We start from the raw sequence: 18,353 nt of genomic DNA on the forward strand, positions 1-18,353 counted from the left end.
CGTAACCGTCAGGTTCGAGCGGGCAGGGCGAGGCGTTTTTCGATGCGACGTTGCAGGGCCGACAGTCCCGTCGATAGTACCCAGTAAATGGCGGCGCACGCGAGGTAGAGCGGTAGCGGCTGATACGTCGACGCGATCACTTCCTGCGCCGAGCGCAGCAATTCCGTCACGGTAATGACGGACACGAGCGACGTATCCTTGATCAGGCTGATCAGGCTATTGCCAAGACTCGGCACGGCCATGCGCAGCGCTTGCGGCGCAATGATGTAGCGCAGCGTCTGCCAGTACGACAGACCGAGGCTATACGCCGCAAGCCATTGCCCGCGAGGCATGCCTTCGAGCGCGCCGCGCATGCTTTCCGACAGATACGCGCCCACGTTCAGGCTGAGGGTGAGCACGCCGGCGGGCGTCGGGTCGAGCGAGATGCCGATGCCCGGCAAACCGTAATAGACCACGAAGATCTGTACCAGCAGCGGCGTGCCGCGCATGATGCTGACGTAGGCGCGCGCAATGCCGCGAAACACGCGTACTTTGCCGATGCCCATGATTGCCACGATGATGCCGATCGCCAGGCCGAACACCATCGACATCAAGGCGAACTTGATCGTGAGCACGGTGCCCTGCAACAGCACCGGCATGGATTGGGCAGCGAGTTCGAATGGATTCATGGGGGGATGTCTGATGATATGTCGTGGCGCGCAAAGACGACGGCCGGCATCCGCGTGATGGGCGTGATGCCGGCCGTGGGGTCATCTCCGGCGTCGGGCGTCATGGCGGTCCGACGGCCGAAGATTATCGCTACGCGGCTTGCGTTTTACTGCGCCGGCTTGGACGTATCCTTGCCGAACCACTTCTGCGAGAGCTTGGCGAGCGAGCCGTCTTGCTTCATGGCCGTCAGCGCGTCGTTAATGGCTTTCGCAAACTTCGGATTGTTCTTCTTGAACGGAATGCCGACGGCCTGATTGGTGCCGGGCAGCACGGCGCCGGCTTCGAGCGGCAGCTTCGCGTTCTCGAGCAGGTAGGCCATCATCAACTGATCGTTGAGGGCAGCGTCGACACGGCCGGCGGCGAGGTCGGCGAGATACTCGGGCGCGCCCGGATACGTACGCACGTCGATGCCCGGCACGGCCTTGGCCATCGTGTCGTAGTTGCTGCCAAGACTCACGCCCAGCTTGTGGCCCTTGAGCGCGTCGAGCGTGGCGAACGGGCGCTTGTCGTCTTTACGGCGAATCAGTTGGGCTGCCGAATACGTGTACGGCTCGCTGAAGTCCAGCGACTTCTTGCGCTCGTCGGTGATCGCGACCTGATTGACGATGACGTCGAACTTGCCGGCCTGAAGGCCGCCGATGATGCCGCTCCATTCCGTCGTGACGAACTGGGGCTTCACACCGAGGCGTTGTGCCACGGCTTTAGCGACATCCACGTCGAAGCCGTCGAGCTGACCGCTCTTGTCGCGGTAGTTGAACGGCGGGTAGGTGCCTTCGATGCCGATCTTGAGCACGCCCGCCGACTTCACGGTGTCGAGCAGGTCGGCGGCGCGGGCCGGCGACGTACCGATGAGTGCTGCGGCGGCGAGCGGTACGAGGCAAAGCGTCTTGAGCCAGGATTTCATAGTGTCTGGTTTTCCCTTTGGCAGATGAGGCGGATGATGGGGCGCCAACGTTCGACCTGTCAGACCGTACGCAGCGCTTGCACGCATTCTCGCACCAGCTCGGGGCCGCGGTAAATCAGGCCGCTGTACACCTGTACCAGACTGGCGCCCGCATCGAGCTTCGCCTGCGCGTCCGCGCCCGACAGAATGCCGCCCACACCGATGATTGGCAACGCGCCGCCCAACTCGGTCGCCAGGGCGCGGATCACGCGATTCGAGGCGTCGAACACGGGGCGTCCCGACAGGCCGCCGGTTTCGTTGGCGTTCGGCAGACCGGCGACGGCTTCGCGAGAGAGCGTGGTATTCGTCGCGATCACACCATCGAAGCCGTGGCGCGTGAGCGTGCCCGCGATCACCTTGATCTGTTCGTCGTCGAGGTCCGGGGCAATCTTCAGTGCGATCGGCACGTACTTGCCGTGACGATCAGACAGCGCGCGCTGTTTGTCCTTGAGCTTGCCGAGCAAGGCGTCGAGTTCGTCGCCGCCTTGCAATTGACGCAGATTCTTGGTGTTGGGCGACGAGATGTTCACCGTCACGTAAGTTGCGTACGGATAGACCTTCTCGAGGCAGATGAGATAGTCGTCGACGGCGCGCTCGATGGGCGTGTCGGCATTCTTACCGATGTTCAGGCCCAGCGGACCCTTGTAGCGGGCCGACTGCACGTTCTGGAGAAATTGCTCGACGCCGCCGTTGTTGAAGCCCATGCGGTTGATGATCGCCTCGGCTTGCGGCAGACGGAAAATGCGGGGCTTCGGGTTGCCGGATTGCGGGCGCGGTGTGACCGTTCCCACTTCGACGAAGCCGAAGCCGAGGGCGGCGAGGCCGTCGATGCAACTGCCGTCCTTGTCGAGGCCGGCGGCAAGGCCGACCGGGTTCGGGAAGCGGATGCCCATCACCGTGCGTGGGTCTTCGGGCAGCGTCTGGCCGACGAGGCCAGAGAGGCCGAGCGCGGCGACGCCACGCAGCGTGGCCAGCGTCAGGTGGTGAGCCTGTTCGGCATCAAGACAGAACAGGGCGCGACGGGCCAGAGGATAGAGAGGCGCAAGCACGATGTCGGGTTCGGCAGAATCGGAAAATCGCCATTTTACCGGTATCCCGGGCGCGGAGCGCGTCTTTTTCTACGCTCTGCGTACTCTCAATTTGCGTAAGTTCCGTCGCGAAATGAACGCGGTGCGCACTGCCGACAATGGATGTGTCGCAGACACGCCGCATCGACCAGGGATTGCGAAGGGGCTTACTGATCCGCCTGACCCGCTGCATCGAGCATGGCGTCGGGCATGTCTTGCCATTGGCCGTCGATCAGGCCTTGCAGGGGGCGGAAATTGGCCTTGTAGACCATCTTCCGGCTCTGCTGGATCCAGTAGCCGAGATAGACGTTCGGTAAGCCGAGCGCACGCGCCTGCTCGATTTGCCAGAGGATGTTGTACGTGCCGTATGACGCACCTTCGACGTCCGGATCGAAGAACGTGTAGACCGACGATAGCCCGTCGCTGAGGATGTCGACCATGCTGATCATGCGCAGCGTGCCCGCGCCCTGATGGCCGGGTGGTTCGCGAAATTCCACGAGGCGGGAGTTCACGCGGCTTTGCAGCAGGAACTGCTCGTACTGCTCGCGGCTGTCGTGATCCATGCCGCCGCCGGCGTGCCGTCGCGACTGGTAGCGCATGTAGAGCTGGTAGTGCTCCTCGGTGTAGTGAAGCCCGGAGACGTTGACGGCGAGCGATGCGTGGCGCTTCCAGATCCGCCGCTGCGTGCGATTCGGAACGAAGCGTGCAATGGGCACGCGCACGGGAACACAGGCGCGGCAGCCGTCGCAATAGGGACGATAGGTGAACACGCCGCTGCGGCGAAAGCCCGCGCGCACAAGTTCGCTGTAGACGTCCGAATTGATCAGATGACTGGGGGTGGCAACCTGCGAGCGTGCCGTATGGTTGTCTAGATAGCTACAGGGATAGGGCGCCGTTGCGTAGAACTGAAGGGCGGACAGCGGAGAGAGCGGCAGTTCGTTCGGATGGGTCACTGCTAAACCTCGTGAGCCTTGTCTGCTGCGTTACCGTAGGCCAGTGCGCTGAGCATCTGTTTATCCAGACGCCAGACCGGCGCGGGGGCCATGACCGCCTTTTTCACATGGGCCAGAAATGTCTGGCGGGGAATTTCACCCCCGCCGAGCGACGCCAGGTGAGCGGTACTTTGCTGGCAGTCTATCACCTCTATTGCGTGTGTGCGTGCAAACGCGACGAGGGCGGCGAGGGCGATTTTCGACGCGTCGTTACGCTTGGCAAACATCGATTCGCCGTAGAACATGCGCCCGAGCGCCACACCGTACAGGCCGCCGACACGCTCGCCTTCGTAGAACGTTTCCACGCTGTGCGCGAGTCCGGCATCGTGTAGCGCGCGGTAGGCGGCAACGATGGCGGGCGTGATCCACGTGCCGTCTTGTCCGCGACGCGGGGCTTGCGCGCAAGCCTGCATGACGGCGGGGAAGTCGGCGTCGAGACGGATTTCCCAAGCATCTTCGCGCAGCACGCGACGCAGCAATTTGCGGAAGTTGTGACTGACGACGAAGCTCTCGGGCCGCAACACCATCCGCGGATCGGGACTCCACCACAGCACGGGTTGTCCTTGCGAGTACCAGGGGAAGATGCCTTGCCGATAGGCGGCAAGCAGACGCTGAGGCGAGAGGTCGAGCCCGGCGGCGAGCAGTCCTGGCGCGTCGCTTGAGGCGTCGAGCGCTTCGTCCACGCTTGGGAAGGGATCGTTTGCTTCGAGCCAGACGACCATGACGACGTTAGCTTTGCGGATTTGGCGTCGACGTCATGGGCAATCCGATGAAGTCGACGAAATCGGGAGGGCAGGCGCCGCGAATGCCGGTGCGCTTAGACACGCAGCATCGGCGTGAGGATGTCCTCGGTGTGCGCCGTATGCACGGACAGCGTCGGGACCGGGGTGCCGGGTACGACTTCCGACGACGCTTCGAGGTGCACGCCGAACGCCCCTGCGCGACGATCTTCGAAGAAGAAGCGCAGCGTTTTGGCGACGGTCGGAAAGGCGATGTCGTCCCAGGGAATCTCGTCTTCCGAGAAGAGCGCGACTTCGAGACTTTCCTCACCGGCGGCGAACTGCGGCTCGCGCATCTGTGCCAGATAGAAAATATGAACCTGGCTCACGTGCGGCACGTTGAGTACGGAGAACAGGGCGCCTACGTCGACGATGGCGCCGGCCTCCTCCAGCGTCTCGCGCGCGGCGGCCTGGGCTGTCGTCTCGCCAATTTCCATGAAGCCTGCGGGGAGCGTCCAGTAACCGAGTCGCGGTTCGATGGCGCGCTTGCACAATAACACCTGATCGCCCCACACAGGCACCGTGCCAAGCACGTTGCGCGGGTTCTGATAGTGAATGGTGCCGCAGTGTGTGCAGACATGCCGCTCGCGATTGTCGCCGGGCGGGATGCGCAACTCGACCGGGTGGCCGCAGGCGGAGCAGAATTGGATGAGAGGACGTCGGTTCATGGTTGCTGCGAGTGTATCATCGGCGACGCGCGCTGTGCGGCGACGCACATCCGGTGCCGGGATAACCCGTGGTATCGGGACGCACGTCGGCTTGCGCGCCGTTTTCATCGATGTGCGGACGGCGACTGGAAAAATATTCAGCCGGTCATGTTGCACTGCGATGGCAATTGTCATATAATCTAATTCTTCAGACGCGGGGTGGAGCAGTCTGGCAGCTCGTCGGGCTCATAACCCGAAGGTCACAGGTTCAAATCCTGTCCCCGCAACCAAATTCGAAAGCCTGATTTCCCCAAGAAATCAGGCTTTTTGCGTTTCAGTTTTTGCCATTTGCGCGTATTTGCGCATTCGCTGCTGTGATCATGTTGCGCTGCACGTCGCTTCGTCGTGTGGTGAGCACGTTCGTACGCGGGTATCTCAATCAATCGACATCCAACGACAGGGCACTTCATGTCCGGCATCTTCACTGCAAACGAAAGCGAGTTCGACGTCATCACCGAGCTTTGGGAAGCCTCTGTACGGGCGACGCATGATTTTCTGAGCGACGAAGACATCGCGTGGCTGCGTCCGAAAATCCGCCACGAGTATCTGGCGGCAGTGACCTTGCGCGTCTTCCGTGACGACGCAGGTGCCATTCGCGGATTTCTCGGTGCGTCGCCGGGCAATGTGGAGATGCTGTTCGTGGCGCCCGAGGTGCGTCGGCAGGGGATCGGTGCGGCGCTACTTGCCTATGCGGTGCGCGAGCTCGACTGTATGAGCGTCGACGTCAACGAGCAGAATCCGCAAGCGCTGGCGTTTTACCGGCGCGAGGGATTCGAAGTGACAGGGCGCTCGGCGCTTGACGGTCAGGGTCGACCGTTTCCGTTGTTGCACATGCGGCTTGCTACTGCGAAGCCGGCAGCAGACGTTGTTTGATCTTCGCGCCGAAGACGTTGACCACGAGGCCTGCCATGACGAGCGCTGCGCCCCAGATTTGCGCGCGCGTGAGCGTTTCGTCGAGTAGCAGTGCTGCTGACGCCAGCCCGATGATCGGAACGAGCAGCGAAAACGGCGCGACCTGACTGGCGGGGTAGCGCGTCATCAGGCGCCCCCACAGGGAGTAGCCGACGAGTGTGGCAATGAAGGCGAGATAGGCGATCGCGAAAATCGACGACCCGGAGATGTGTGTCAGCGAATTCGCGATTTGTTCGGGGCCTTCGAACCAGTAGGAGAGCAGGGCGAAGGGAATCGGTGGAATCAGGCTAGCCCAGACGACGAGGCCAACCAGATCGACGTTGCCGATCTTCTTCGTCACGATATTGCCCGTCGCCCAACTGAGCGAGGCGCATAGCGTCAGCACGAAGCCGATCAGTGTCATGGCGCCGCCGCCTTGCATGCCGATGACGGCGAGGCCGGCTGCTGCGATCAGCAATCCGAAGACGTTTTGCGCGCGGAAGCGTTCGCCGAGGCAAATCACCGCGAGTCCCAGAGTGAAAAAGGCTTGCGCTTGCAGCACCAGCGACGCCAGTCCGGCCGGCATGCCGACATACATTGCAGTGAACAGCAGGGCGAACTGACCGAACGAAATCGTTGCGCCATACGCGACGAGCCATCGCAATGGAATCTGCGGACGCTTGATGAAGAAGATCGCTGGGAATGCGGCGAGCAGGAATCGAAGCGCGCCTAGCAACATCGGCGGCACGCCATGTAGACCGACCTTGATGACAACGAAGTTGACGCCCCAGGCGAGTACGACGATCAGTGCCTGCAACAGGTCCTTCGGTGTCATGAGGTGTCTCCTAGCGCGGTATTAATTAACTTGTTATCAAAATAGACAACGAAGTGTACTCCCGGTGCGTCGACATGTGGTGCCGAAAAGCTGTCGGATAGTGGGGATGTTGCGGTGCCTGGTTCTCGGAGGTTCCGCACACCCAAGTCCGACGCCCGATAAGGGCATGACGTATACTTTCGGCTACATTTATTAAGACGCGCTGTTCTGTTCGATGTCGTTTGTGAATGGCATTCACAACAGCGTTTGCCGTATCAGAGGATTTGCATGAGCTTGCCTGCCCGCCGCGTCAGCGTCGCACCGATGATGGATTGGACCGATTCGCACTGTCGCGTTTTCCACCGTCAGTTGTCGCGTCACACGTGGCTCTATACCGAGATGGTGACGACCGGTGCGTTGTTGCATGGGGATGTTGCGCGTCATCTCGACTTCGATGCGGTGGAGCATCCCGTGGCGTTGCAACTGGGCGGCAGCGAGCCGCAGGATCTGGCGCGGGCCGCGAAGCTTGGCGAGCAGTGGGGGTATGACGAAATCAATCTGAATTGCGGCTGCCCGTCGGAGCGAGTCCAGCGCGGTGCGTTCGGCGCCTGTCTGATGGCCGAGCCGTCGCTCGTCGCCGATTGTGTGAAGGCAATGCGCGACGTTGTGCAAGTGCCGGTGACGGTCAAGCATCGCATCGGGATCGACGATGTCGAATCTTTCTCGTTCGTCGAGGACTTTGTGGGCAAGATCGCCGAGGCCGGCTGCACCACATTCATCGTTCACGCACGCAATGCCATTCTCAAAGGGCTGAGCCCGAAGGAGAATCGTGAGATTCCGCCGCTGAAGTACGACTACGCCTATCGTCTCAAGCAAGTCTTCCCGCATCTCGAGATTCTGATCAACGGCGGCGTGAAGACGCTCGACGAAGTCGAGCAGCATCTGCAGCACGTCGATGGGGTGATGCTCGGCCGTGAGGCGTATCACAACCCCTACGTGCTGGCCGAAGTCGACGCGCGTTTCTATGGCGATGCGTCACCGTCGAAGTCGCGCGAGGAGGTCGAGGATGCGCTCATCGAATATGCCGCATCGCAGGTCGAAAAGGGGCAGTATCTGGGGGCGATCACGCGTCATGCACTGGGGTTGTATCGCGGTGTGCCGGGCGCGCGTGGCTGGCGTCGTGTGTTGTCAGATCCGAAGCGTCTCAAAGCGGGTGTCGGTGCGTTCGAAGAGGCGCGTGCGCAATTGCGTGCGGCCGCATTTGCCGAGCGTGACGACGACGTGTCGGTAGCGGTGATGTGATGGATCGAGCTCGGCGCAACGCCGTATCGCGACTTCGGTTCTTGGGCATCGCGCGCGATTTGGGCGGTGCGCAGAGGTTGGGTATGCGATGCCTCGCTAAGACATCGCATACCGAGGCTCGGCGTGCTCAGGGAAACAAGATCACAGCGTAATTTCGCGCGCTGTGCAGGATGTGGACGACATCGATTCGACCACACGATAGAAGATTTGATCGTTGCCGTAGACGCGGTGACGGAGGCCGAACCGCCCGCCGGGCGGTACAACCGGGAACGCGAACGGCCTGATACTTCTTCTCAAGGCGGTCGAACACGTCGGCGGCAGGCTGACCCCGACCGGCTTCGGCATCGGCGATGCTCTTCTCGATGACGGCGCCCGGCGCGGCAAACTGCGTTTTCCGGTCCTGAACAAGCCGGACGCCCTCGCGCAATACCTCACTCTTCGAGCCGTACTGGCCCTTCTCGACTCGCTCGGCAACGTAGCTCTCAAGCGTTTGCCCGAGTTCAGCACTGATCATGATTTCCTCTGGTTCGAGTTGGCTGGGTTGGTGGCCGCTCTAGCGCGCTTATCAAATTCGTTTTCGCGTCTTGTCGGTGCATTTCGAGAGTCGACGCATCGAAAAATTTATTCGGAGTTTGCTGAAACTCAAGGTCCGGCACTGCTGCGATGATGGAATTGGCCGGTTTGCCGGCTGAATCTACCTAAATCATTGGGGGCCTTTATGAGCACTTCGAATGGTGACAGCGGAAAGGGCAATGGCAATGGGGGAGACAATGGATTCGAGATCCCTGAGACGCTGCCACGCCCAGGGCATGTCGTCTGGTTCTACCAGCAGAGGAAGTACCTAGGCTTTGAGTGGGATGCGACGAGCAAGGAGATAAAGAAAGCACCTGTGACAGATCCGGAGCATGCGATCTACTTCGACACGTTCGCGCATGCGGTGGTCTCGTCGGACAGAACGGTTAGTCCGAGCATCATTCTTTACTCACGTGGTAACGGCTGCCCCCCCGAAGTGAAGGGGTAAAACCTGTGGGGCCGTCAATATCGGCGGTCCCCGCGTATCACCTTTCATCAGTCCCGTACGCGAACTTCAAAAATCAAGATGCGACCGCTGCCACTAGGTGCATCAGCGCACTCGTCATGACGACTTTGCCAGCGCCCAATCGGACGTCCCTATCTTTGACGCCGAAATTGCTTGGGGTTGTAATACGTCTTGGCCCGGTCCAAGGGCCGTAACGCCAAGCTGTTCGCGCGCCTTCGTCGAAAAAGCCTTCGACGGACACGGCTGAGTAGAGAGAATTTTCTGAACGGTATGACGGTCATATGTCGAGCATTGCGTAGCTAAAAGTCGCTTCAATTGTTCCCCTTCCGATGCGCGCCAGCGTCGGTGATGTGTACCTGCTCGCTTCAAGCATGTCGTCACTGGCCCGCTGCTGCCACCTGGCAACGTTTTGCCAACGTCGTCCGTTGATTCCCGTTTGGATCTCCATGTCGACCCACGGCTTTCGCGGATCAAGCTCAACGTCCGCTAGCTCATTTATTCGCCCTCGCATTTCGGACTCATCCCAATCCCAAAGACCCATACATTCGTTTTCACAGGAAGTCCGACGAATGCCCAGCGAACAAGAACTCACCAACCTCGACGTCACTCGACGCGAGAGCATCTCCAGCAAGACCGGCTGTCACTACGACATGCGCATTGCAGAGGGTGTCCTTTGGCAGAACACCAGTGAAGGCGAAGACGCCGTAGTAGGCACCCTCACACTCCTGGACGCTGTGAAGGACGCAGGCAAAGGCGACTACTTCGCAGAGGTCATTCTCGCGCGATCGATGGAGGGCTCACTTGTCCCGAGCATTGTAGCGTTGGAGTCCTACGTAAGTAGTACGCGCCCAACCGCTACCACCAAAGCTTCTGCCGCTGCTGCCGCGTAACTTTGCGTCATCTCACGTCGCTCCACGTAATCGTCGAGATTGCCAAGCGAAAGCGTGGCGAGGATAAGGTATGAAGTTGCGAACGTGGTCGCTGCGTTTGCAACTGGTCGTCAAGCGAGCGCAAATTTCCGGGCGTGGCCCTCTTCGGCAATCGGAAAGGGCAGGCATGTAGCGGTTGGGGACGGCGGCTGGCAGGACGCGCAGTTCGCATGGATCGCGTCATTTGATCCTGCTGTGCGTGCTGAGTGGACCGCCCCCGGGAAGCGAGCGAGTTATCTTATCGCTGGGCATCCCGCGTATTTCACGTTGAATGATGGCCGTCCCGTTGCGATCACGGAAAAACTCGAGCGCCGTGAGGCCGATGTGTTTGACTTCGCTGCGCACGCGGACCGGGGCACAACGATGCGTCACCATGATCGCCGACGCGTGAGAAGGGCGTCACCAACAAAGTGAGGAAATTGAAAAAACGGGGAGGTTTGTTGACAAACGAAGTGGGTGCTACCCGGGAATGCATTGAATTTTGGGGTGACCGATGGGACTCGAACCCACGACGACTGGAATCACAATCCAGCGCTTGAATAGAGGATTTCTCAATTAATTCAATTGATTAGGAAAAATATTTTCCCGCTACGGCGACTTTTTTCACCACGTATTCGCGTGGTTTCAGACGGGAGCCGGGAAAAATTCCAGTCCTCCCGTCTCCCCTCTGCCGTGTGAGAAAAATTGGCAAATTACTCGGTCGCGGTGGCGCGCTTCACTAGGCGTCGATCGTAGTGTTTGTGTGTTGTCGATGGGTTCGCGTGTGCGGCGAAGTCGTACGAATCGGCGGACCGCTGTTCGAGCTTTGCCGTGATCGCCGCCGGCCGAATGTCGAGCAGGGCAAAGTAGTCGGGATGCTTCGTAATGGTTAGCGGCACCTCGACCACACCCGATTGCTTGCGGCGCTTTGCCGCCTCCGCTGCCTTCTTGGCCGTGAACTCAGCCGCGATCGCCGGATCCCGGCGTCCGATGTACGTGTACATCGCGTCTTGCCAGATCGAGTTCCAACCCGACTTCGTGTAAGCCGCACCGCGCCCGGTGGGAAACAGAAATACGCTCGCCGTCTTGCGGTCCAGTTTTGCTCGTTCGACGACTGCACGCAGCCGGGGGGACCATGCACGCAGTTTGCTTACTGCCCGTTCCCCTTTTTTCCGTTTGGCGCTTTCGACCAGAACCCCGTCCGAAGTAATGCCGGACATGTGAAACGGGCGAACTTCGGCGGCACGAAAGCCCGTTAGGTACGTGAACATGGCCGCCAGACCGGCCGTGCGGAATGACTGCGGCTGTTTCAACCCCCAGAGATAGAAGCGAACGACCTGCGATCGGGTCACGGTCCGCACTTCACTGTCGTACTGATTAAGCATTAGACCGATGAACGGGTTCGCCTCAATCAGTCCCCATCGCACCCAGTAGTTGCACATGGTCTGCATGAGGGCCATGTCCTTGTTCGCAGTCGCAGCGACACCAGCGTTCCGGCGGGCGTCAAGATATTGGTAACCGTGGACCATCTTCAGCGCGCTCGGCGCCATGCCGCCGAAAAACCTCACCAGGTGCTCGTATCGTGTCTTGCGCGAGCTGGCCCCGTCTCGCGATTGATCTCGGAAGTGGCGGCGGTCCTCTTCACGCCGAAAGCGCTGCACGGCCTCAGCAACGGTGCCGGCCGTGATTACACCGGCCTTGATTTCAAGCGCTCGCTGTTTCGCGAGGTTTTCGGCTTCAGCGATGGCAGCCCGATCACCGCGGGGCGCCTTCGATAGGCGCTCACTCTTCTCGTCGATGTGCCGGTAGTAAAAGGACACGGTGTTCTTGCCAACATATTTCCGTAGGCGATCAAAGCCCGGGACGACCTCTTTACGAGGCGAAGGCGAGGAGGTTCGGCGTTTGATCATGCTTGGTGCTCGCGCTGTCTTCGGTAATTCCGAGTTTTTTGTTGCGGTAGGCTCGCGCCACCTTTGGCAGTCCGTGGCTGTCGACCACATATCGCCAGCGGTGGTCATCGAGCCACCGCATCATGCGTGAACGCTGATTCGGCTGGCATCCGATAAGGTCTGCGAGCTCGTGTGCGGACAGATAATCACTCATCGCTCAATTCCCATGTTCGTGCGGTCGCCCGCGCTTCAAAATGCAAACGGGGACGCGCTAACAAGGGCGTCCCCGCTATCCAATCGAGCGCCGGCGGCGCTTACGTCCAAATTCCCAAATCTGTCGGCGCAATTCGTATGACTGCGCCCTTACGTACTATCATTGTTGTCAGGCCAATCTTCGAAGCCGCTTACAACATGCCCCCCATCAACTTCGTTTATCGCGGCTGCACCGTCGCCATCCAAGTCGTCGACAGTGCTACCACTTGGGACGTGACCATCAGGGTTACCCCGTTTGATGGCGTCGAGCTTATTGAGCCGTTCGGTTCACGCGAGATGAAGCTGGCGAAGTCCGAGTCGCTGGACGAGATCCAGGGTGCGCTTATCGAAGAGGTTCGGCTGGCGATCGATCACCGGCTCGTTGGCTGCTGACCCGATCAGTGCTTCGGCCGTGGCCGGGTGGGTGGTCATGCTGCCTTCTCAATTTCCAAGTTCTCGACGCTCTGGATACGGGTGCCGATCCACCGCATCACGTTCACGGCCATGCTGTTGCCGAGGGCTTTGTATCGCGGGCCGTCTGCTGCGGCCCGCGCACACTCCTCGCGCGTCATGCGTCCGCCTCGCATCAGGTACTTGATCCAGTCTTCGTCGAGCTTTTCCTGCCGGATGGCACGGCCGTATTGGATTAGTGTGTAATCGTCCTCATAACCCTGAAGGCGTTCGCACTCGCGGGCCGTGAGTCGACGCACTGCTGCGCCGACCATGACGGCTTGGTGTCCGCCGCCATTGGTGTGGCTGTTGGCGTGCCCCATCGATCGCTGAGTCGCGGCGACGTCGCCGACGGCGAACCCGTTGCGCCCGCTGGCCTTGCAATCGAACGCGATGGCCGGTGGATGAGCAGATGCCGATAGCGGGTGACATGGGCCACCGGCCTGCGGATTACTGCCGTTCTCCGGGCTTGTGATCTGGGTGGTGTCGAAAGCGATCGCCTGCACCTCCGCGCGCGCTTCCAACGTGTATGCGACGTTTGCTTGAACGCCTACGCCATCTGGGCCGCTCGCGGGGTTTTCTCGGAGCGCACCGGCTTGAATAGCATGCGCAACGAGCAACGTCTCCGTCTCCGCATCGATTCTCTGATTGCTCGTGGTGAGGGCGCGAGCAATCGTAGGGATCATGAACTGGTCGCGGCCGTCTCCACCTCCTGCGCCGCTACCGTCGAGAGCGCTGCGCGTAAGGGTTCCGGCAACTCTTTGCCCCGCTTCGCGGCGCGGCGCAGGATGCCCGAGCATGCTTTCGCGCTCAAAAAGTACCGCTGCGGGACGTCGCCAGTCTCCAAGATATCCGACAACGAACACACGCCGGCGTCGCTGAGGGACGGCGCGAGAGTGTGATTCCACTCGGACGTACTGAGCGTCAAGAACGCGGTAGGCGAACCCATACCCGAGTTCTGCCAGGCCCCCGAGGAGGGTGCCAAAATCCCGGCCTTTGTTCGATGACAGTACGCCGGGGACGTTTTCCCAGACCAGCCAGCGGGGAGCGTAGCGGCGAGCAATGGCAAGATAGGTGAGCATGAGGTTGCCACGCGGATCTGCCAGTCCCTTTCGTAGTCCTGCGACGCTGAAGGACTGGCAAGGGGTTCCGCCGACGAGAAGATCGATAGTTGCATCGGGCCAGTCCTTGAATTTGGTCATGTCGCCCAGGTTGGGCACGTTGGGGTAGTGGTGGGCGAGCACTGCCGACGGGAAACGCTCGATCTCCGAGAACGCCCACGGCTGCCAGCCGAGGCCATGCCACGCGCATGTTGCGGCCTCGATGCCGGAGCATACGGACAGGTAGCGCAATGGTCGGCAGTCGCCCAGAATGATCCCGTTCTGTCTCATGCGACCTCCATCAACAAGTCGACGCGCGGAACGTTTGGCGACAGCCAAAGCGATTCCACCCGAGGGCGCGCACCATCAGCGTGGGCACGGCCATCGATGCGTGCCCAATCTTTGAACAGGTTGTCGTAGAGATCACATCGATACCCACTGAGAACAACCATTCCCCGCAGCCCGCGCAGGCTCTCGGCGAGTTCTCGATGCTGCTCATCGCTCATTTCGTGGCGGTAAGCCGGCGCATGCGTGGCAAGCTTGCGCGTACTGTGGACGTATGGCGGATCCACGTAGTGCAGCGCTTCCGGGGCGTCGTGCTGGCGCATACAGTCGATGGCGTCTCGATTCTCGATTACGACGCCTCGCAGGCGGCTGATAACGGCTCGCAGACAATCCGGGTAGTTCATCCAGTCATGCGATGGCGTTGTACCGGAGCGGTTGCTATTCGCACGAAACCCTGTGGCCTGTCCAGAAGCCCCAGCGGAGCCGAACCCCATGAAGCTGCGGATGAGCGTTCGACGTGCCTGCTCGATTGGATCTTCGGAAGGCTCATAGGCACCCACGAATTCCTTGCGTGAGAAGGGGGTCAACTCGCAGGCGAGTGCGAGCTGCTCGCCCTGATCGCGGCACACGCGGAATAGATTCGTAACTTCACCGTCGAGGTCGTTGTAAACCTCAGCGTATGAGCGAGGCTTGCGCAGTAGCACGCTCGCACCTCCGCCGAAGCACTCGACGTATATCCGATGGTTGGGCAAATGCTGGATGATCCACGGTGCCAAACGCCATTTGCCGCCGTGGTATCGCATGATGGGGCGAGTGGGGGAGGTCATGCTAGGATTCCTCAAAAATTATCGGGGCATTACATGCAAAAGGCATGGCGGTACTTGGAGTTCGGCTTTGCGGCTATCAGTCTTGGCGTGGTAACGGTTGCGCTGATTTATGCATTTAAGCGCCACAGTGAGGGTGCGGCAGCGTGGGTTCAGGCAATCGGCGCGATTGCTGCAATTGCTGGAGCGTTCACGATTGCTCGTGCGGAGAGACACGCGCAGGTGATGCAGGCGGAAGCAAATGTGCGGGAAGAGCATCAACGCTCAATGAAAGAGGTCAAATACCTCTTATCGGATTCCGCCAGCTTTCTTACGTCAATCGAACAGCAGGCAACCCTCCGGAAGATGGATAGAACTGGTGTCGATTCAGTTGTGTATGAGGAGCTGATTCAGCGTCTTAATTTCCTCAGGCGGACTCCAATTGACGACGGTACGCTTGAACAGTTGAATGACGTGCGTGACGATTTGGTGTCTATTACGAATTACTATCGGCGTTTTGAGGAGATGATCACGTTTCCCGTAGCCGTGACAGATACCATCAAGAATGCGGCAGCGATGGCTCGCCAGCGGGCAAACGTGGCATAACTCAACGCTCCTGCGCTGCCTGAGAGGCGGCGACCAACTCGGCACGCCGATATTCAGTGTGCTTTGCAAGTCCGTTCTCATCGAACAGGTGCGGCGGCAGATTGTCATCGCGTTGGCACATTGGGGCATCGTCTGTCCATTTGCCGCATGTCATACAAGGCTCGCCTCGACAGATCGAAGACCCTTTACCAGTCTGAGGAAAGCCGAACTTGCAAAGCCCTTCGCCAAGACGGAAGGCCGAGCAGGGCTGACGCTTTTCTTTATTCATTGCACGTCCCCCTTCGCCTGATTGGCGGCAATGGCTTCGGCAATTCGGCGGGTATGCTCCTTCTTGCGCGCCTGCTCTACGGCGTAAATGTCGCGACCGAACAGCGCGTACGGGCCGTCTTCGGTGTCGTAGACGGAGAGCAACTGCCAGCCATCCCCTTCCGGAGCCGTCGGCGTCCAGTAGTGGCAATCGGGTTCGTGAGAGTCGCCATAGCGGTCATACGCAGCAGGATCGTCAACTTCCATCGATACGAACCTTGTTTCGATGCCAAGGGCGGCCAGCAGCCATTCGTAGTTCACATCCTCGTCCGCACTGGGCATTGCTGGATGGTCGTAAAAGCCTTCCTCATCGCGAATCACGGGACGGCCGTCAAGCAGCTTGGCGCGCAGACCTTCAAGGACCACGGCATCCCCGCCATCCGCCGATAGCGCCTCTACGGCCTCGCTCACCGCTTGGTTGATGTGTGCTTGGATGAACGACGCTTCGCCATCGTGGCCTACAAGTCGTTTCGACAGGTAGATCGCCGTGTGTTCCGGCTCGGCTTTGCCATCCGCCGACAGCGCGGCGCGGGCTTGTCGCCAGAGTTGGAACAGGAAGTCACCGCCATCCCATTCCCATGTGCCGTTGCCGAGGTCTTTCGCCCCGGCCGCGAGCATGTCGGCGCAGTACGCCTCCCGCTCATCCCCGCCCACCTTCGCGGGAGACGTGAGGGCGGACTGCATCCAGTTTGCGCCGCGATTGAATCCGTTGGCGTAGGCATCCGCAGTTTCGGCCGTGTGCACCCAGCCAGTCACGCCGATATTCACCAGATGCACGGCGGCCACGGGGCCAGTCCCTCCGCTCAGGACAGCGCGCGCCTTTCGACCTGCGAGCATGGCCTTTTTCACCGTGACCGGCTCCACTAAAGGCGCAAGGACTGGTCGATCATCGCCGCCCTCCTGCTGCGCATCCGCGGCGCTGATAGGCTTGCGGTGATGCCACAGCATCATGCAGAAGTTCGCAACGTCGCGCGGATCGCCTTTTTCGACGTGTTCACGCAGCATCCGCGACAGGTCGGCGGGGTCGCATGTCTCCCAGCCACTGCGACCCTTGGCGCGAGCGTCGGCCATCTTCGCCTTCATAGCCTGCGCGAACAAGTCGACCGCTTCGTCGTCCGAGTGCTGCGCATCTGCGGCGCGGTCACGCATGGGGCAATGCAGTACAGGCGGGTTTGCTGATGCGCAGTCGCCGCCGCAAATTTCGCAACCACGATCAGCCGTCGAGATGAAATCAAGCGCGCATTGCCAAGGGTTGTTTGCGCTGCTGTGCTCGCCGATTTCAATGCCGAAGTATTCGCCGATGGTGCTGGCCAGCTTGTCGGCCATGGCTTCCGCGTCGTCACGCTCGGCAATCACTTGGGTAAGCTCGCGCTCGCCGCCTTTCAGCGACCGGATACCCTCGGCACGAACCTGCGAAATGATGTCGCACAGGCTCGCTTGTGAGGCGGCACGTTCGCCGTTCAAAAGCACATCCAACTCACGCACGAGCCGGTCGTGGTCGGCACGCTCGCCGCCATTCACGGGCGCGGCGTTGGCAGCGTTTGATACTTCGCCGGAACCCGCGTCGTTATTGGTGCTGACCGTGGCGGGTGCGGTGTAGACGATGCGTCGGCGCGATTCATGCGTACGTTCGAACTCCGCTTGGGTGACGTCATCCCATCCGCCCATGATGCGTTGCGTCTGATACACCGCCTCTTGCCATGCGCTCTGTGCGGCTGGCGTGGGGGCGGCGAGCATGGCGTCTTCCCAGCCTTCCTGATAACCAGCGCAGCGTTGCGTAAGCAACTTATCGCGAACATCTTCCATACGAATCTCATGGCGTCGATGGAACCATTCACGCATTGGCGTCAAATCAAACGTCACGGTCTTGTTGTCAGGCATTCTGGTTCTCCAATGCGAGGCGGCCAGCACGCTTTGCGGCGACCATGAAGCGGTAGAGGCCGAAGAGAAGGCCGGGGGACTGGCTCTGATACCCGCGAACGGTTTCGATCATGTCTTCGTGAAGGTTTCCATGTGCCAGGCACGCGCACGGGACATGAGCCTTCACGTACTGGCGCGCGTCGGCGCAATGTCGGCAGGTCTTGAAGACGTCGAGGCGTCCGTCCCACACGCCGACAACCTTTTCGTAAGACTCGCCGGGCGCGATTGCTCGGCGGCATTCGCCGCACTTGTGGGCCTTGCGGGCCGTGTAGACCTTCTTCGTATAGAGGGTCGGATCAACGTCGTAGTCGCAGTAGCAGCTCATCCTTTCACCTCGTGCGAATCGAGAGGGCAATGACGCCCGGACTTAGCGGGTTCACCATCGCGGTTCTGTGGGCACTGATCGTGCGAACAGTCGCCATCACGGCCGGCGGCGCAGCGCTTCAGGCGTTCTTTTCTGGAAGTGGCGCTTTGTTCCGGCGCTTGTTGCCACCGTGGACACGACCCAGCGGGGCTGAGAGGCGAAACCAAGGTCTGTGCGGACCTCGGCCGACCGATACACGGGATGCCTTCGATGCGTCGGACGATTGAG

Annotated in this window: 21 protein-coding genes and 1 tRNA gene; 7 read left to right on the plus strand and 15 right to left on the minus strand. The window is 60.4% G+C overall.

The window, feature by feature from the left end; translation table 11 throughout:
- Positions 1-8: 8 nt before the first annotated feature.
- The 6 genes from PCA20602_RS13250 to PCA20602_RS13275 form a co-directional block, all read right to left on the minus strand.
- The gene (locus PCA20602_RS13250) at positions 9-668 is read right to left on the minus strand and encodes an amino acid ABC transporter permease (RefSeq protein WP_069344453.1); all 660 of its coding nucleotides are present in this window, start codon (positions 666-668) and stop codon (positions 9-11) included.
- 146 nt (positions 669-814) lie between these two features.
- The gene (locus PCA20602_RS13255; RefSeq protein WP_150721603.1) at positions 815-1,612 is read right to left on the minus strand and encodes a transporter substrate-binding domain-containing protein; all 798 of its coding nucleotides are present in this window, start codon (positions 1,610-1,612) and stop codon (positions 815-817) included.
- Between the two features lie 59 nt (positions 1,613-1,671).
- A complete protein-coding gene (locus PCA20602_RS13260) occupies positions 1,672-2,700 on the minus strand; it encodes a quinone-dependent dihydroorotate dehydrogenase (RefSeq protein WP_150721604.1) in 1,029 nt (342 codons plus the stop codon).
- Between the two features lie 185 nt (positions 2,701-2,885).
- Positions 2,886-3,671, minus strand: a complete 786-nt coding sequence (locus tag PCA20602_RS13265; protein ID WP_069344450.1) for an arginyltransferase — start codon at positions 3,669-3,671, stop codon at positions 2,886-2,888.
- A gap of 2 nt (positions 3,672-3,673) precedes the next feature.
- A complete protein-coding gene (gene aat / locus PCA20602_RS13270) occupies positions 3,674-4,432 on the minus strand; it encodes a leucyl/phenylalanyl-tRNA--protein transferase (RefSeq protein ID WP_150721605.1) in 759 nt (252 codons plus the stop codon).
- Between the two features lie 95 nt (positions 4,433-4,527).
- Entirely contained in the window at positions 4,528-5,139 is a 612-nt protein-coding gene (locus PCA20602_RS13275; protein ID WP_246182158.1) for an NUDIX hydrolase, read from the minus strand.
- Positions 5,140-5,349: 210 nt separating this feature from the next.
- Here PCA20602_RS13275 and PCA20602_RS13280 point away from each other — a divergent pair.
- Positions 5,350-5,426 (plus strand) — tRNA-Met (locus PCA20602_RS13280).
- A 178-nt stretch (positions 5,427-5,604) separates the two neighbouring features.
- Positions 5,605-6,069: a GNAT family N-acetyltransferase gene (locus PCA20602_RS13285; protein ID WP_150721607.1), complete on the plus strand. Its 465-nt coding sequence runs from the start codon at positions 5,605-5,607 to the stop codon at positions 6,067-6,069.
- Here PCA20602_RS13285 and PCA20602_RS13290 read toward each other — a convergent pair.
- Entirely contained in the window at positions 6,038-6,922 is an 885-nt protein-coding gene (locus PCA20602_RS13290) for an EamA family transporter (RefSeq protein WP_150721608.1), read from the minus strand. The genes PCA20602_RS13285 and PCA20602_RS13290 overlap by 32 nt on opposite strands.
- 267 nt (positions 6,923-7,189) lie before the next feature.
- Here PCA20602_RS13290 and dusA point away from each other — a divergent pair, with 267 nt between their 5' ends.
- The gene (gene dusA, locus PCA20602_RS13295) at positions 7,190-8,203 is read left to right on the plus strand and encodes a tRNA dihydrouridine(20/20a) synthase DusA (protein ID WP_150721609.1); all 1,014 of its coding nucleotides are present in this window, start codon (positions 7,190-7,192) and stop codon (positions 8,201-8,203) included.
- A gap of 127 nt (positions 8,204-8,330) precedes the next feature.
- On the opposite strand, the gene PCA20602_RS26280 is transcribed toward dusA, so the two are convergent.
- Positions 8,331-8,717 (minus strand): type II toxin-antitoxin system ParD family antitoxin, encoded by a 387-nt coding sequence (locus tag PCA20602_RS26280; RefSeq protein WP_150721610.1) that lies wholly within the window; start codon positions 8,715-8,717, stop codon positions 8,331-8,333.
- 204 nt (positions 8,718-8,921) lie between these two features.
- On the opposite strand from PCA20602_RS26280, the gene PCA20602_RS13305 reads away from it, so the two are divergent.
- Complete coding sequence (locus tag PCA20602_RS13305) at positions 8,922-9,224, plus strand: hypothetical protein (RefSeq protein ID WP_150721611.1); 303 nt, start codon at positions 8,922-8,924, stop codon at positions 9,222-9,224.
- A gap of 587 nt (positions 9,225-9,811) precedes the next feature.
- Positions 9,812-10,132, plus strand: coding sequence for a cellulose synthase (locus PCA20602_RS13310; RefSeq protein WP_150721612.1), 321 nt, complete (start codon positions 9,812-9,814; stop codon positions 10,130-10,132).
- A gap of 731 nt (positions 10,133-10,863) precedes the next feature.
- Here the strand turns inward: PCA20602_RS13310 and PCA20602_RS13315 are convergent.
- Complete coding sequence (locus PCA20602_RS13315) at positions 10,864-12,060, minus strand: site-specific integrase (protein WP_174981087.1); 1,197 nt, start codon at positions 12,058-12,060, stop codon at positions 10,864-10,866.
- On the minus strand, positions 12,023-12,253 hold the full coding sequence (locus tag PCA20602_RS13320) for a DUF4224 domain-containing protein (RefSeq protein WP_150721614.1): 231 nt from the start codon (positions 12,251-12,253) through the stop codon (positions 12,023-12,025). The genes PCA20602_RS13315 and PCA20602_RS13320 overlap by 38 nt, the downstream gene beginning before the upstream one ends.
- A 137-nt stretch (positions 12,254-12,390) precedes the next feature.
- Between PCA20602_RS13320 and PCA20602_RS13325 the strand changes: the two genes are divergently transcribed.
- Entirely contained in the window at positions 12,391-12,684 is a 294-nt protein-coding gene (locus PCA20602_RS13325) for a hypothetical protein (protein ID WP_150721615.1), read from the plus strand.
- 35 nt (positions 12,685-12,719) lie between these two features.
- On the opposite strand, the gene PCA20602_RS13330 is transcribed toward PCA20602_RS13325, so the two are convergent.
- Both PCA20602_RS13330 and PCA20602_RS13335 read right to left on the minus strand, forming a co-directional pair.
- Positions 12,720-14,132 carry a DNA cytosine methyltransferase gene (locus tag PCA20602_RS13330; protein ID WP_217432419.1) on the minus strand — a complete coding sequence of 471 codons (1,413 nt, stop codon included), beginning with the start codon at positions 14,130-14,132 and terminating at the stop codon, positions 12,720-12,722.
- A complete protein-coding gene (locus PCA20602_RS13335; protein ID WP_150721616.1) occupies positions 14,129-14,953 on the minus strand; it encodes a DNA adenine methylase in 825 nt (274 codons plus the stop codon). The genes PCA20602_RS13330 and PCA20602_RS13335 overlap by 4 nt, the downstream gene beginning before the upstream one ends.
- A 33-nt stretch (positions 14,954-14,986) precedes the next feature.
- Here PCA20602_RS13335 and PCA20602_RS13340 point away from each other — a divergent pair, with 33 nt between their 5' ends.
- Entirely contained in the window at positions 14,987-15,535 is a 549-nt protein-coding gene (locus tag PCA20602_RS13340; protein WP_150721617.1) for a hypothetical protein, read from the plus strand.
- 1 nt (position 15,536) lies between these two features.
- Here the strand turns inward: PCA20602_RS13340 and PCA20602_RS13345 are convergent, their stop codons facing one another.
- From PCA20602_RS13345 to PCA20602_RS13355, 3 genes are read right to left on the minus strand one after another with little or no spacing between them, the layout of a single operon-like run.
- Positions 15,537-15,803 (minus strand): hypothetical protein, encoded by a 267-nt coding sequence (locus PCA20602_RS13345; RefSeq protein ID WP_150721618.1) that lies wholly within the window; start codon positions 15,801-15,803, stop codon positions 15,537-15,539.
- The gene (locus tag PCA20602_RS26025; RefSeq protein WP_246182147.1) at positions 15,800-17,722 is read right to left on the minus strand and encodes a hypothetical protein; all 1,923 of its coding nucleotides are present in this window, start codon (positions 17,720-17,722) and stop codon (positions 15,800-15,802) included. Before PCA20602_RS26025 ends, PCA20602_RS13345 begins: the two co-directional genes overlap by 4 nt.
- Entirely contained in the window at positions 17,715-18,086 is a 372-nt protein-coding gene (locus PCA20602_RS13355; protein WP_150721619.1) for a hypothetical protein, read from the minus strand. Before PCA20602_RS13355 ends, PCA20602_RS26025 begins: the two co-directional genes overlap by 8 nt.
- Positions 18,087-18,353: the final 267 nt, after the last annotated feature.

Source organism: Pandoraea capi, assembly GCF_902459735.1.
GTDB lineage: Bacteria > Pseudomonadota > Gammaproteobacteria > Burkholderiales > Burkholderiaceae > Pandoraea > Pandoraea capi.